We start from the raw sequence: 13420 nt of genomic DNA, 5'->3' as shown, positions 1-13420 counted from the left end.
CCCTATGATAGGCGGGATCTGCGGCAATAAAAGGGCTGTCCGATCACTCTTCTTCGAACAGTTCGGTTTGATCTTCGTCCTCGTCATCACCCTGCCCTTCGCCCAGCGGCACAGCACCAGGGGGTGGGCGATTCTCCAACAATCCGGCTGCGCGCAACTCCTTCAGGCCCGGCAGGTCACGGGCGTTTTCCAGCCCGAAATGATCCAGAAACTCAGGCGTTACGACGAATGTCACCGGACGGCCTGGTGTCATGCGACGGCGGCCCAGTCGGATCCACTCCATCTCAAGCAGTTGGTCAATGGTGCCGCGCGAAACGGACACGCCCCGGATTTCCTCGATCTCCGCACGCGTGCAGGGCTGGTGATAAGCCACGATCGCCAGCGTTTCGATGGCCGCCCGGCTAAGCTTGCGGGTCTCAACCGTTTCCTTCTGCATCAGGAAGCCAAGATCGGGGGCTGTGCGGATCGCCCAAGCCTCACCAACGCGCACCACACGCACCCCGCGCCCTTCGTATCGTTTCTGAAGCGATTCAACAGCTTGCGCGGCATTGCTTCCATGGGGCATCCGCGCTTCAAGATCACCAATCGTCACTGGCTCGGCGCTGGCAAACAGCACGGCCTCGACCATACGTTCCTGTTCCGCCAAGGGCGGCGCTTCGAACAGTGTGCCTGTCTCTTCGTTGGCGTCAGTCACGTGTCTCAGTCCTCTTACGCAGATGGATCGGCGCAAAGGTCTCGCTTTGCTTGATCTCCATATGTCCTTCTTTCACCAGCTCAAGCGAGGCTGCGAAGGTTGCAGCCGTGGCCGAGCGTCGCCGCACCGGATCAGCATCCCAGCCTTCGGGCAGGTAGGTCTCCATATCCGTCCACGCACCGGCAAAGCCTATCAGGGGTCGCATCCGCTCAAGCGCTTGTTCCATGGTGAAAACGGCGTCGCGGTCCATGACGAAGGGGCGGAACTCGTCGCGCGTGCGGATACGCGCATAGCCCTGCATCAGGTCCAGCAATGTGGCGGAATAGGTCACGGTGCGGATTCGCGTAACATCCTCACCCTGCCCGCGTTTGAAAAAATCGCGGCCCAATTGATCACGCGCCATCAGGCGCGCAGCGGCATCGCGCATGGCCTGCAGACGCTCCAATTGGAATGCGAGGTGCGCGGCGAGTTCCTCGCCCGAGGGGCCTTCATCATCCGGGTCCGGGGGCAGCAGCAAGCGGGATTTGAGGAAAGCTAGCCAAGCGGCCATCACCAGATAGTCGGCGGCCAGTTCGATCCTCAACTGACGCGCTTTTTCGACAAATGTCAGATACTGTTGAGCCAGCGCAAGAACCGAGATTTTGCGCAAGTCCACTTTTTGCGTACGCGAAAGTGTCAAAAGCACATCGAGCGGACCCTCAAACCCGTCGACGTCCACAATCAAAGCCTCGGCGGCCAGCCGATCGGCAACCGAGACCGGGTCTTCGCTGAAAAGGTTATCCTGCATATACCTGCCCGCCCATTAGGGCAGATAGTTCCGCCTCGGCGGCTTGGATGTCAAGTTCCTGTGGCGGTTGTCTCCGGGCCAGCGCCCGATCTGCGCGGGCTTGTGCCGCATCCGACATCTCACCAGCGGCTTCGAGCACCTTAGCACGCTCTTCAAAGGCCCCGTTGCAGTGCAAAGTAACATCGCATCCAGCGTCCAGTGCCTGTCGGGCCAAGTCGGCGGGCGCGCCGTTCAGGGCTTTCATCGTGATATCGTCGGTCATAATCAGACCGTCGAAACCGATGCGCTCCCTAATCAAAGTCATCATTCCAGCAGAAATCGTTGCGGGCCGTGGATCGATCTGGTCATAAACCAAATGCGCCGTCATCCCCATCGGCAAGTCGTTCAGCGCGCGGAATGGTGCAAAATCTGCTGCTTCCAGTGCACTTAGAGAAAGATCCACATGCGGCAACTCGTGATGACTGTCGAGCGTCGACAGACCGTGGCCGGGCATGTGCTTTACTACCGGCAACACTCCGCCATCAAAGTGTCCGTTGGCAACGGCTCGACCAATCGCGGAAACCTTTTCGGGATCAGACCCATAGCAGCGGTTCTTCAGGAACGCATGAGTACCCTCGCGGGCCAGATCGACCATCGGCGCACAATTGCTGTCGATGCCCAATCCCAGCAGTTCATGCGCGATCAGACGATAGCGCAGATACATCGCGCGCTCGGCCTGATCTCCGGCATGCGCGACATGATCCAAAGGGGGCAACCATTCACGGGCTAAAGGTGCGCGCAGACGTTGTACGCGGCCACCTTCCTGATCGACTGTGATTAGGCAATTTCGGCCAACCGCCTCGCGGAAGTCCTCGCACAAGGCGCGGGTCTGGTCAGCGGATTCGATGTTGCGGGCAAACAGAATGAACCCGAACGGGTTCATCTCTTTGAACAAAGCTTTTTCATCCGGCGTCAGGCGCAGCCCTTCGGCATCGGTGATAACCGCGCCAAATCTCACCGGACGGCGACCGGGATACAGTCTGCACCCTGCGCGACTAGGGCCGCGCAAAACTGGCGCGAGTCGCTCAGGTCATCAAACCCCATGACACGCAGGCGATAGAAGGTTCGTCCTCCGCTTGAGGTCTTCTGTATAACACGCTGTTTTCCATCCATATATTCTCCAAATCGGCCATTCAAACGAGCCCATTCGGCCTGCGCCACATCGGCGCTTTCGTATGCCCCAAGCTGAGCAAGTCGCGTGCCTTTGGTCAATGTATCGGGATCAACGTCCAGACCAACAGCAGCCTTTACTGCAGCATTGATCGCAGCTTCCGTAGCGCTGTTGGACGAAATAGAACTTGGCGTAGCGCGGGCTGGACGCACATGCGGACGCAGCGACCGGCGCACACCAGGCAGTGCAGCAATCTTAGGGTCGGGCTGTTGCGCGGCGTAATCAGCCGGATCAATCGCGGGCTCTTCTTCGGGCGTGACCAGGGAAGCCAATTGCACGCCCTGCTCAGGCGTCTGTTCAGGCAGAGGTTCGGCGGCGAGCCCTTCGGCCAGAGCGTTCACGATCGCCTGATCAGTGGCGGGTTCCTCAATCACTTGCACTGCATTTGTGGCCTCAAGCGCGGTCATGGGCGTGTCTTCATCAGTCAGAGACACGGGGCGCGGTGCGAGGATCAGACGATCTGCCGGCGGTGCAGCAGTCCCGACAGCGGCAACTGCATTCACCGCTAGGCCCTGATTATCAGCAGGCGTCCCGCCGGGATTTTCGGGCTGCACGCGCATGGGTCCTTCGGCGGCGCGCACGACCGGTACCCCGCTGACGTCGCGCATGATCAGTTGGTAGCCCCAAACGCCGACTCCGGCGACCAGCGCCAAAGACGCAACCGCCCCAAGCACGTTGACAATACGGCCCAGCCCAGCGCCTGCGCGCGGGGCGTCATCATAGCTATAGCTTTCATCAGGATAATCATACGCATCTTCAGGATGCGATTGATTCGAGTAATGCATCTGCTCGGGGCTATGCTGCCCCGAGTAATCGTAACGTGCCATTTCCGCCTCACCGCCCGATTGCGCCGTAAAAAGTGGCGCGCGGGTCATTTCTTGTCTGCCTCAGACCGGCGGTTCGGGCGATATTTGTTATCGCATCTCCTGCGCCGGGGTAACGCCAAGAATACCCAAGCCCGCTGAAATCACAACAGAAACAGCCCGGGCCAGTGCGATTTTCGATTGGCTTGTGGCAACATCGCCATCCTGAATGAAGCGCAACTGGGTTTCGTCATTGCCCTTGTTCCACAGCGCGTGAAAATCTCCTGCTAATTCATAGAGATAGAAGGCAACCCGGTGCGGTTCATTTGTGCGAGCGGCGATTTCAACCAGACGTGGCCATTCTGCCAGCTTCTTGGCAACGGTCAGCTCAGAGGCGTGGTCGATCTTTCCCAGATCTGCCCCAGATAGCGTAGCATCATCGGCAGAAATCCCGGCCTCAGCGGCGCGGCGCAGCACACTCATGACGCGGGCATGGGCGTATTGGACGTAGAACACCGGGTTTTCGCGGCTTTGTTCCAACACCTTGTCGAAATCGAAATCCAGCGGTGCGTCGTTCTTGCGGGTCAGCATCACGAAACGGGTTACATCAGGCCCGACCTGATCGACTACATCGCGCAACGTGACAAAGTTCCCTGCCCGCTTGGACATCTTGAATGGCTCGCCATTCTTCCACAGCTTCACCAATTGGGTAAGCTTGATATCCAGCGGCACCTTACCATCGGAAAGGGCCGAAACGGCCGCCTTCATCCGTTTGACATAGCCGCCATGGTCCGCACCGAACACATCGATTAGCGCGTCAAACCCACGGCTCACCTTGTCATAATGATAAGCGATATCCGGGGCGAAATAGGTCCAGCTGCCGTCCGATTTCTTGACCGGGCGGTCGACGTCATCCCCGTGTTCGGTCGACTTGAACAAGGTCTGCTCGCGCGGTTCCCAATCCTCGGGTTTCTTACCCTTGGGCGGCTCAAGAACGCCTTCGTAGATCAGGCCCTTGTCGGTTAGCGACTGAAGCGCAGCCTCGATCCGCCCTGTGCCGTAGAGCGACTTCTCTGAGAAGAACACATCCATCTCAACACCCAGCGCCTTCAGGTCGGCGCGGATCAGGTCCATCATAGCGTCGGTTGAGAATTCGCGCAGCTCTTCCAGCCATACGCTTTCTGGCTTGTCGATCAGGCTGTCGCCGTATTTCTCTTTCAGCGCCTGACCGATCGGGATCAGGTAATCGCCGGGATAGAGACCTTCGGCGATCTCGGGACTGAGCCCGTTGGCCTCGCGATACCGTTCATATGCCGACCGCGCCAGCACATCCACCTGCGCGCCGCCATCGTTGATGTAGTATTCGCGGGTCACCTCATGGCCCGAATAGGCCAGCAAGCTTGCCAGCGCATCACCGAACACAGCCCCCCGCGTGTGGCCCACATGCAGCGGGCCGGTCGGGTTGGCCGAGACATATTCCACGTTCACCTTCTGACCATGTCCCATGGTCGAACGGCCATAATCGGTGCCCTTTTCCAGCACCGCAGCCAACACTCCCTGCCAAACCGAAGACGCAAGCCGCAGGTTTAGAAAGCCCGGGCCCGCCACCTCGGCGCTGGTGATCCGGCCGTCTGCAGACAGCTTGCCCGCAAGCACATCCGCAATGTCCCGCGGCTTCATCTTCGCCGGTTTCGCCAGTACCATCGCCGCATTGGTCGCCATATCGCCATGCGCCGCATCGCGCGGAGGCTCAACCGCCACGTTGTCAAAGCTCAGCCCCTCAGGCAGCGCGCCTTCGGACTGCATCTGCGCCAGCGCGTCCAGTACCAGGCCGCGGATCTCGGAAAACAGGTTCATTTCGGATGTCCTTTTGCTTGCCGCGGGGTTTACCACGCAAAGCGCCAAGGTCAATGGACGCCTAAATTTTGCGCTTGGATTAACCGCTATCAGGGCTAAGGTCGGGGAAAACCGTGACCGGAGCCCCTGAATGCGCCTTACCTTGCCCTTTGCCCTGTTGCTGACCACCGCCCTGCCCACATGGGCCGAGATGCCCTCACCTCAAGGCCACGTACTGCTGACGCTCGGTGGCGCCATCACCGAAACCAATCTGCCCGCGCGCGCTGAGAACGACGGTGGGCTGTTGGGTTTTCTCGAAGTCACACATGACGGTGCAGCAGGCTTTGACGCTGCCATGCTGGACGGGTTGGATCAGGTCGAGATCACCATCCCCTACGGCCCGCCAGAGAACCAGCGCGACTATACCTTTTCCGGCCCACTGTTATCCGACGTGATGACGATGGCAGGTGCCAGGGGCAAATCCGCCCTGCCCATGGCTATGGATGGCTATCAGGCTGAAATCCCATGGGAAAGCATCGAGACACATCAACCCATCGTGGCCACCCACGCGGATGGCGTGCCGATGGGCATTGGTAGTTACGGCCCCACGATGATCGTTTTCCCGCCCACGAATGATGCTGAACTGGCTCAAACACAAGCCAGCCAACAGGTCTGGGCCATCGCCTATATTGCGATCGAGTGATCTCCGGTCAGCCGGGCATGGTCTTGCAGCGCAAACCTGTCGGTCATACCCGCGATATAATCCGAGACGATGCGGGCCAGCGCGGTCTCATCCTTTGCCGTCTCGATATCGACATGCCAGTGCCTGGGCATCTGTTTCGGGTCGGACAGGTAAATCGGAAACAGTTCCTCAACCACCTTGCTGACACTGGCGCGCACTTCCATCACGCTCGGTGCGCGATACATGCGCGAAAACAGGAAGGCGCGGATCTGTTTGAGCTTCGCCCAAAGATCATCCGAGAATTGAATGACCGGATAACCCAGATGGCGGATATCCTCGACCGACCGCGCCCCCGAGGCCGCTATCAACGCGCGTGAGGTGTCGATAACATCCGAAACCATGACGCCAAATACCCGTCTGAGCGCCTCGTGCCGACGGCGATAAGGGTCAAGACCCGGAAATTTGGCATCCACTTCGGCGAAACAGGCATCAATTATGGGAAGCTGCTGAATGTCTTCATCTCTGAACAATCCCGCCCGTAATCCGTCAAACAGATCGTGGTTGTTGTAGGCAATGTCGTCCGACAACGCCGCGACCTGCGCCTCAGCGCTCGCATGAGTATGGAGTTCGAGGTCAAAGCCCTGGTTGCATTCGGCCAATGCCCAAGGCAATGCACCAGTGACCGGCCCGTTGTGCTTGGCTATCCCTTCCAGACATTCCCAGGTCAGGTTGCACCCATCGAACTCGGCGTAGTGACGCTCGAGTTTGGTCACGATCCGAATGGCCTGTGCGTTGTGGTCAAAGCCACCATATGGCTCCATCAACGCATGCAGAGCATCCTCGCCCGTGTGGCCAAACGGCGTATGCCCGAGGTCGTGCGCCAACGCGACCGCTTCGGTCAATTCGCCGTTCAAGCCTAAGGCCCCGGCAATCGTTCGAGCCACCTGAGCCACTTCTATGGAATGCGTCAGGCGGGTTCGATAACTGTCGCCCTCATGCTCAACAAACACCTGAGTTTTGTGTTTGAGGCGCCTAAACGCGCTGGCATGAATAATCCTGTCACGGTCGCGCTGAAAGCATGACCGAAAACTGCTTTCCTCCTCAGGTACAAGCCGCCCCCTCGCGCGGCCTGGGTCCGAGGCAAAACCCGCTCTGTCCAAAGGTCTTGTCCTTGTCGCCTGTCGTCAGGTTCCATATATTGTACGATGCTAAGGAAATAAACCTTTGGAGACCGGCATGAATCTGCCCCCAACAGTCACAGAACGCGCCTTTGAACGCCTGGCCGAAATCGGTGCCGCAGATCAGGGCCAGGCCCTGCGTGTCGCTGTGGAGGGTGGCGGATGTTCCGGTTTTCAATACGAGATCGCCCTGGATGTGCCGAAAGAGGACGATTTGGTGCTAGAGGGCAAAGGCCAAAAGGTCATCGTCGACTCGATCTCTCTGCCGTTTCTGGAGAACGCGGTAATTGATTTCACACAGGAACTCATCGGCGCGCGCTTCGTGATTGAGAACCCCAACGCCACGTCTTCCTGCGGCTGCGGCACATCGTTCTCGATGTAGCGTCAGTGGGGGCTTTGCCCCCACACCCCCAAGGTATTTTTAGCCAGATGAAGAGAGATCCACTCTCTGAAAGTCAAAGTCAGAGAGCTTCACCTGGCGCGGTCATCGGCGCCTCCGCCTGTACCGCATACTCAGATTTGACGAATATGGTTAAGAATCCGTTTCTTCATCTGGCCCAAAATACCTCGGAGCGCGAGGCAGAGCCTCGCTTACTTATTCGGCAACTTGCCGTTGCGTGTATTCTGCGCGATAGGTTGCCAATGGCACCGGAGGATCACGCATGAAAATCGCCACATTCAACATCAACGGTATCAAGGCAAGGGCCGAGGCGTTACCTCGCTGGTTGGATGAGGCGCAGCCCGATGTCGTGTTGCTGCAGGAAATCAAATCTATTGATGAGAATTTCCCCCGCGAGATTTTCGAGGAGCGCGGATATAACGTTGAAACCCACGGTCAAAAGAGCTTCAACGGCGTTGCAATCCTTTCGAAATTGCCGCTTGAGGATGTCTCCCGTGGGTTGCCCGGTGATGAAAGTGATGAGCAGGCGCGCTGGATCGAAGCTACTGTCACAGGAAAGAGAGCACTGCGCATCTGCGGATTGTATCTGCCAAATGGCAATCCGGTGCCGGGGCCGAAATATGACTACAAGCTTGAGTGGATGGAACGCCTCTATGATCGTGCCCGCGATTTGATGGCATCAGAGGAACCCGCGTTGATGGCCGGGGATTACAATATCATCCCGCAGGCCGAAGATGCCAAGCGCCCCGACGCCTGGCGCGAGGATGCGCTATTTCGACCCGAAAGTCGCGCTGCATTCCGTAAGGTATTGAATCTGGGCTTCACCGAAGCCTTTCGCGCACGAACGCAAGGCCCCGGTCATTACTCATTCTGGGATTATCAAGCCGGCGCGTGGAACAGAAACGACGGGATTCGCATCGATCACTTTCTTCTGACGCCGCAAGCTGCAGATTTGATGCGTGATTGCAGGATCGATGCCGAAGTGAGGGGGCACGAAAAACCTTCGGACCATGTGCCGGTCTGGGTTGATCTCGACCTGTGAACGCTTACGCGGTCGCGTCGTAGCTATAGATCCACTCGTAGCGCCGTGCCAAGCGTGGACCAACCGCCATTAAGGCGGCCTGCGCGGCCAGCCTCATTGGCCCACGAAGGTGGAAATTACGCGCATTTGCGCCTGCAGCGCCAACCACTTGCCTGGCACGCGGTCGTCGAGTGGCTTCATAGGTAGCCAATGCGCGGGCGACGCCTGAGTTGTCCTGGAACGCGCGTGTCAGGACCCAGGCATCTTCCAGTGCCAGGCAAGCTCCTTGGGCCATAAAAGGCAACGTCGGGTGCGCCGCATCCCCAAGTAAGGCCAATCGCCCATTCTGCCAGATTTGCGCCACGGGGCGCAGAAACAGCGCCCAAAGGTGAACCTCGTCAATCTTTGACAATATGTCACCAACCGGTCCGCCAAAATCGGCGAACCGGGTTCGCAGGTCGTCGGGATCACCCTGACGTCGCCAGCCTTCCTCTTGCCAGTCGGAACGCTCTTCTATGGCCACGATGTTCACGAGGCGTTGATCGCGCAGCGGGTAGGTTACCACGTGCCGGCCTGGCCCCATCGTCAAGGACGCGCATGGCAGTTCTTCTGGCTGGGTCCAGGGGATCGTAGCTCGCCAGGCAACCTGATGGGTGAACACCGGGACCTCGGGGCCATTCAAGATCGGGCGGATAGCGCTGCGCCCACCGTCTGCGGCGATCGCGCATTCCGCACGCAGCCTTTCGCCGCTTTCCAGAACGATCTCGGCTTCGCTTGGGTGTTTATGAACCGTCGCGACAGGTGCATCCAGCCGAATATCCACCCCAGAGCGCAAGGCGGCTTTGTGTAACAGGTCCAGCAGATCTGCCCGGTGATAATAGTAAGTCGACCCAGCGGCAGGGACCGGGACTCGACTGATCACGCGCCCATTACGGTAATCGCGCAGAACGGTCCCACCCGAGATTTGTCCAGCTTCCGGGACCTTACCAGCAACGCCTAGCGCACGCAGTACCGCCATCCCGTTCGCACTGATTTGCAATCCAGCACCAACTTCGGTCAGTTCTGGGGCCTGCTCCAGAACCGTCACCTGAGCACCCTGACTTCGCAGTGCGAGTGCCGCCGCCATGCCCCCAATGCCGCCGCCAATGACGCAGAAATTCAGACCATTGATATTCATGGACCTGCCATAACGCAAAAACGCCGAGGCGACAGGCCCCGGCGCAGTTGTTTTGTTGCAATTTCCCAGCGATCAATCGTCGCGGTGGACCTTTTCGCGGCGCTCGTGACGCTCTTGCGCCTCAAGCGTCATAGTCGCGATAGGACGCGCATCCAGGCGCTTGAGCGAGATCGGATCACCGGTCTTCTCGCAATATCCATACTCCCCTTCTTCGATCCGACGCAGGGCCGAGTCGATTTTGGCCACCAGCTTACGCTGACGATCCCGGGTGCGCAGTTCCAGCGCACGGTCGGTCTCTTCGCTTGCGCGGTCAGCGACATCGGGTATGTTTCGGGTGTTGTCCTGCAGACCTTCGATCGTATCACGGCTGCCTGCGAGTAGTTCTGTCTTCCAATCCATCAGCTTGCGGCGAAAATACTCAAGCTGGCGGTCATTCATGAAAGGCTCATCTTCGGCCGGACGATAATCTTCCGGCAGAAAAACTTCCTGCTTCATATTTGCTCCCTCGGTATGGCCTGAAACGTCGGTTGCGATTGTATTACCTGACATTCGGCACCCCCTTCTGCGGAGCGTGTAACCGACGGGGCAGAGATTGTCACTACACAAACGTATGCCTCGCCGCCGCGTCACTCCGACTGCTCTAATATTGAGACTTGTAACAACAAAACCTTGTTTTTCTGTGGTTCTCGCAAGGCGTTTTTCAGGCAGCTTCAACCCCTGCGATACCCCGCCCCGAACGAATCGCCCAAAACAGATTGGACTTACAGCCCATCCCATCCTCTCGCGACGCTGCGGCCCGGCTTGTAAATAACCTTGCCTCTCTGTAACCCGAGCAGAGCAAACCCAGCCCGCATTCCGCGGAAACCACATGAGGGGTCCCATGACCGCACGTTTTCAAGGCACCGCAGAATATGTTGCCACCGACGATCTGAACATTGCCGTGAACGCTGCCGTCACGCTGGAACGCCCCTTGTTGGTCAAGGGCGAGCCCGGAACTGGCAAGACCGAGCTGGCGAAACAGGTCGCAGGCGCGCTGGGGCTGACGATGATTGAGTGGAACGTGAAATCCACCACCCGAGCGCAACAGGGGTTGTATGAATACGATGCGGTCAGCCGTTTGCGCGATAGCCAGCTTGGCGAAGAGCGCGTGCATGATGTCTCGAACTATATTCGCAAGGGCAAGCTGTGGCAGGCATTCGATGCGGATGAAAAGGTCGTGCTACTGATCGACGAGATCGACAAGGCTGATATCGAATTCCCCAACGATCTATTGCAAGAACTCGATAAGATGGAGTTCCACGTCTACGAGACTGGCGAGACGATCCGTGCCAAGAACCGCCCTATCGTCATAATCACGTCGAACAACGAAAAGGAACTACCTGACGCATTCCTGCGCCGCTGCTTCTTTCACTACATCCGCTTTCCAGACGAAGCCACGATGCGCCGTATCGTCGAAGTCCATCACCCCGGCATCAAAGATGCGCTGCTGACCACCGCGCTGACCCAGTTCTACGAAATCCGCGAAACGCAAGGTTTGAAGAAAAAGCCCTCGACCTCGGAAGTGCTGGACTGGCTGAAACTGCTCTTGGCTGAGGACTTGAGCGCTGAGGACCTTAAACGCGACGGTGTGAATGCACTGCCCAAGCTACATGGTGCGCTTCTAAAAAATGAGCAGGACGTACACCTGTTTGAACGGCTGGCCTTTATGGCGCGTAGCAAGCGGTGATCACAGCTTGTCATCGGTACGGTCGGGTGTCAGCATTACATCAACGAAAGACCCCGCGCCAATCGGGCCTCCAGAGCAGGAAATAATAAAATGTCTAACGCCCTCACAATTCGCCCCTTGCGACCAGAAGACCGGGATCAATGGGCCGAAATGTGGCGTGACTACCTGGCATTTTATGAAACCGAAGTGCCGGATTCGACTTTCCAAAGCACCTTTGCACGGCTCTTAGGTGATGATCCGAATGACTTTTCCTGTTTTGTCGCGGATTTGGATGGGCAATTGCTTGGACTGACCCACTACCTGTTTCATCGCCACGCCTGGAAGGAAGAAAGTGTCTGCTATCTGCAGGATCTCTATGCCCGCCCAGAAGCGCGAGGCACCGGAGTTGGACGCGCCCTGATTGAGGCCGTCTATGAAGAAGCGGACAGGCAGAAAGCCCCCTCAGTCTATTGGCTGACGCAGGAAAACAACCATACCGCACGCAAACTCTATGACCGCATCGGCAAGTTGTCGCCGTTCCTGAAGTATCAGCGACCATGAGGCTTTTGGGCGCAACCCTCCTTCTGGCGGCGCTGTCTGCCTGCACCACGGTCGACCGGATCGAGACGCCGACTCGTACCCAGGTGATTGAAGCTTCGCTGCCGCCGTCTAAATCCTTCGGCGCTGCTCGTCCAAGCCCGCCTGCCCGTTCAAACAAGAACATCGCCGCAGATTTCCTATCGCTGCATTTCGCACTTGAGAGCGGCGCAGAGTTGCCCGTTTTCACCCGGTTTGATGGACCCATCACGGTGCGTCTGACTGGGACACCGCCACCAACGATGCAGACCGACCTGAGCCGGCTACTGACCCGGTTGCAACGTGAGGCGAAGATCGACATCCGGCAGATTCCAGAGGGTCAGGCGAACATCACGATCGAGGCTGTAAGCCAGAAACAGATCCGCCGCATCCTGCCGCAGGCCGCCTGTTTCGTCGTGCCCAACTCTTCAAGTCTGGAAGAATACCGCCGTGACAGGCGCAAAAGCAAAAGCAACTGGACCGAACTGCGAAAACGTGAACGGATCGGGATATTCATCCCCTACGATGCCAGCCCACAGGAAATTCGGGACTGCCTGCATGAAGAATTGGCTCAGGCACTTGGACCTCTGAACGACCTCTATCGCCTAACCGATTCAGTATTCAACGACGACAATTTCCACACGGTTCTGACCGGATTCGACATGTTGATCCTGCGCGCAGCCTATGCGCCTGAGTTGCAAAATGGCATGACACGCGAACAGGCGGCGGCGGTTCTGCCCGGCGTACTCAGCCGGCTGAACCCCAGAGGGGATCGGGTTGCGCCACAACAGGTTACTGAGACGCCTCGGGCGTGGATTAACGCAGTTCAACGCGCTTTGGGGGCTGGCGCTGGTACGGCCAAACGCGTCAACGCTGCGAACGAGGCAGCGCGAATTGGTCAACAGCAAGGCTGGACCGACCACCGCCGCGCCTATCCGCATTATCTGCTGGGGCGCATGGGGCAATTCGACGACCCTGAGGCGGCGCAGCAGCAATATGAAATTGCCCTGAAATACCTGAACGCCATCCCGGGAACAGAAATTCAGCGCGCTCATATCACGGCACAAACCGCAGCCTTTGCTTTGGCACAGGGTCAGGGCACCGAGGCCCTGCCCGAATTGAACAAAGCAATCAATGTCATGACCAAGGCCGAGAACGCCGCCCTTCTGGCCACTCTGCTGCTGCTCAAATCCGAGGCACTGCGGCAGTCCGGTCAACTAGATCAGGCACGTCGCGTTCGGCTGGACAGTATCGGATGGGCACGTTACGGCTTCGGCTCGGATTTGGTGGTGCGCTCGGTCACACAAGACATCGCGCAGTCAGCCGCCACAAGCACGGGTGGATAACGTCA

General features: G+C 58.2%; 14 protein-coding genes. 6 read left to right on the top strand and 8 right to left on the bottom strand.

Going from position 1 to position 13420, the window contains the following annotated elements:
• Positions 1–43 precede the first annotated feature (43 nt).
• From scpB to argS, 5 genes are read right to left on the bottom strand one after another with little or no spacing between them, the layout of a single operon-like run.
• Positions 44–694 carry an SMC-Scp complex subunit ScpB gene (gene scpB, locus ACRZ96_RS01250; protein WP_170396671.1) on the bottom strand — a complete coding sequence of 217 codons (651 nt, stop codon included), beginning with the start codon at positions 692–694 and terminating at the stop codon, positions 44–46.
• Entirely contained in the window at positions 687–1481 is a 795-nt protein-coding gene (locus ACRZ96_RS01245) for a segregation and condensation protein A (RefSeq protein WP_170509855.1), read from the bottom strand. The genes scpB and ACRZ96_RS01245 overlap by 8 nt, the downstream gene beginning before the upstream one ends.
• Positions 1471–2478, bottom strand: coding sequence for a beta-N-acetylhexosaminidase (nagZ, locus tag ACRZ96_RS01240; RefSeq protein ID WP_170396666.1), 1008 nt, complete (start codon positions 2476–2478; stop codon positions 1471–1473). The genes ACRZ96_RS01245 and nagZ overlap by 11 nt, the downstream gene beginning before the upstream one ends.
• Positions 2475–3566 carry an SPOR domain-containing protein gene (locus tag ACRZ96_RS01235; protein WP_480814160.1) on the bottom strand — a complete coding sequence of 364 codons (1092 nt, stop codon included), beginning with the start codon at positions 3564–3566 and terminating at the stop codon, positions 2475–2477. The genes nagZ and ACRZ96_RS01235 overlap by 4 nt, the downstream gene beginning before the upstream one ends.
• Positions 3567–3605: 39 nt before the next feature.
• A complete protein-coding gene (argS, locus tag ACRZ96_RS01230; RefSeq protein ID WP_480771507.1) occupies positions 3606–5351 on the bottom strand; it encodes an arginine--tRNA ligase in 1746 nt (581 codons plus the stop codon).
• Positions 5352–5481: 130 nt separating this feature from the next.
• On the opposite strand from argS, the gene ACRZ96_RS01225 reads away from it, so the two are divergent.
• Positions 5482–6033 (top strand): putative pterin-binding protein, encoded by a 552-nt coding sequence (locus tag ACRZ96_RS01225; RefSeq protein ID WP_480705055.1) that lies wholly within the window; start codon positions 5482–5484, stop codon positions 6031–6033.
• Here ACRZ96_RS01225 and ACRZ96_RS01220 read toward each other — a convergent pair.
• A complete protein-coding gene (locus ACRZ96_RS01220) occupies positions 6015–7172 on the bottom strand; it encodes a deoxyguanosinetriphosphate triphosphohydrolase (protein ID WP_480705057.1) in 1158 nt (385 codons plus the stop codon). The genes ACRZ96_RS01225 and ACRZ96_RS01220 overlap by 19 nt on opposite strands.
• 76 nt (positions 7173–7248) lie before the next feature.
• On the opposite strand from ACRZ96_RS01220, the gene ACRZ96_RS01215 reads away from it, so the two are divergent.
• Positions 7249–7572: a HesB/IscA family protein gene (locus ACRZ96_RS01215; RefSeq protein WP_170396659.1), complete on the top strand. Its 324-nt coding sequence runs from the start codon at positions 7249–7251 to the stop codon at positions 7570–7572.
• A 280-nt stretch (positions 7573–7852) separates the two neighbouring features.
• Positions 7853–8632: an exodeoxyribonuclease III gene (xth, locus tag ACRZ96_RS01210; RefSeq protein ID WP_480705059.1), complete on the top strand. Its 780-nt coding sequence runs from the start codon at positions 7853–7855 to the stop codon at positions 8630–8632.
• 4 nt (positions 8633–8636) lie between these two features.
• Here the strand turns inward: xth and ACRZ96_RS01205 are convergent, their stop codons facing one another.
• Positions 8637–9788 (bottom strand): FAD-dependent monooxygenase, encoded by a 1152-nt coding sequence (locus tag ACRZ96_RS01205; RefSeq protein WP_480705061.1) that lies wholly within the window; start codon positions 9786–9788, stop codon positions 8637–8639.
• Between the two features lie 72 nt (positions 9789–9860).
• Positions 9861–10283, bottom strand: coding sequence for an RNA polymerase-binding protein DksA (gene dksA / locus ACRZ96_RS01200; protein WP_074736317.1), 423 nt, complete (start codon positions 10281–10283; stop codon positions 9861–9863).
• A gap of 385 nt (positions 10284–10668) precedes the next feature.
• Here dksA and ACRZ96_RS01195 point away from each other — a divergent pair, with 385 nt between their 5' ends.
• The 3 genes from ACRZ96_RS01195 (at position 10669) to ACRZ96_RS01185 (ending at position 13415) form a co-directional block, all read left to right on the top strand.
• Complete coding sequence (locus ACRZ96_RS01195) at positions 10669–11514, top strand: AAA family ATPase (protein WP_170396653.1); 846 nt, start codon at positions 10669–10671, stop codon at positions 11512–11514.
• Positions 11515–11604: 90 nt separating this feature from the next.
• Complete coding sequence (locus ACRZ96_RS01190; protein ID WP_170422139.1) at positions 11605–12054, top strand: GNAT family N-acetyltransferase; 450 nt, start codon at positions 11605–11607, stop codon at positions 12052–12054.
• Entirely contained in the window at positions 12051–13415 is a 1365-nt protein-coding gene (locus ACRZ96_RS01185) for a DUF2927 domain-containing protein (protein WP_480814159.1), read from the top strand. Before ACRZ96_RS01190 ends, ACRZ96_RS01185 begins: the two co-directional genes overlap by 4 nt.
• Positions 13416–13420: the final 5 nt, after the last annotated feature.

The organism is Ruegeria sp. CF1, from assembly GCF_056537445.1.
The sequence above is the reverse complement of the archived record's forward strand: the minus strand, read 5'-3'. Positions and strand labels throughout refer to the sequence as shown.

What these genes read in the sequence shown, in the direction of transcription:
- ACRZ96_RS01245 (WP_170509855.1), bottom strand. Translation starts at nt 1,481, where the DNA reads ATGCAGGATAACCTTTTCAGCGAAGACCCGGTCTCGGTTGCCGATCGG.
- ACRZ96_RS01235 (WP_480814160.1), bottom strand. Translation starts at nt 3,566, where the DNA reads ATGACCCGCGCGCCACTTTTTACGGCGCAATCGGGCGGTGAGGCGGAA.
- argS (WP_480771507.1), bottom strand. Translation starts at nt 5,351, where the DNA reads ATGAACCTGTTTTCCGAGATCCGCGGCCTGGTACTGGACGCGCTGGCG.
- ACRZ96_RS01225 (WP_480705055.1), top strand. Translation starts at nt 5,482, where the DNA reads ATGCGCCTTACCTTGCCCTTTGCCCTGTTGCTGACCACCGCCCTGCCC.
- ACRZ96_RS01215 (WP_170396659.1), top strand. Translation starts at nt 7,249, where the DNA reads ATGAATCTGCCCCCAACAGTCACAGAACGCGCCTTTGAACGCCTGGCC.
- xth (WP_480705059.1), top strand. Translation starts at nt 7,853, where the DNA reads ATGAAAATCGCCACATTCAACATCAACGGTATCAAGGCAAGGGCCGAG.
- ACRZ96_RS01205 (WP_480705061.1), bottom strand. Translation starts at nt 9,788, where the DNA reads ATGAATATCAATGGTCTGAATTTCTGCGTCATTGGCGGCGGCATTGGG.
- dksA (WP_074736317.1), bottom strand. Translation starts at nt 10,283, where the DNA reads ATGAAGCAGGAAGTTTTTCTGCCGGAAGATTATCGTCCGGCCGAAGAT.
- ACRZ96_RS01195 (WP_170396653.1), top strand. Translation starts at nt 10,669, where the DNA reads ATGACCGCACGTTTTCAAGGCACCGCAGAATATGTTGCCACCGACGAT.
- ACRZ96_RS01190 (WP_170422139.1), top strand. Translation starts at nt 11,605, where the DNA reads ATGTCTAACGCCCTCACAATTCGCCCCTTGCGACCAGAAGACCGGGAT.
- ACRZ96_RS01185 (WP_480814159.1), top strand. Translation starts at nt 12,051, where the DNA reads ATGAGGCTTTTGGGCGCAACCCTCCTTCTGGCGGCGCTGTCTGCCTGC.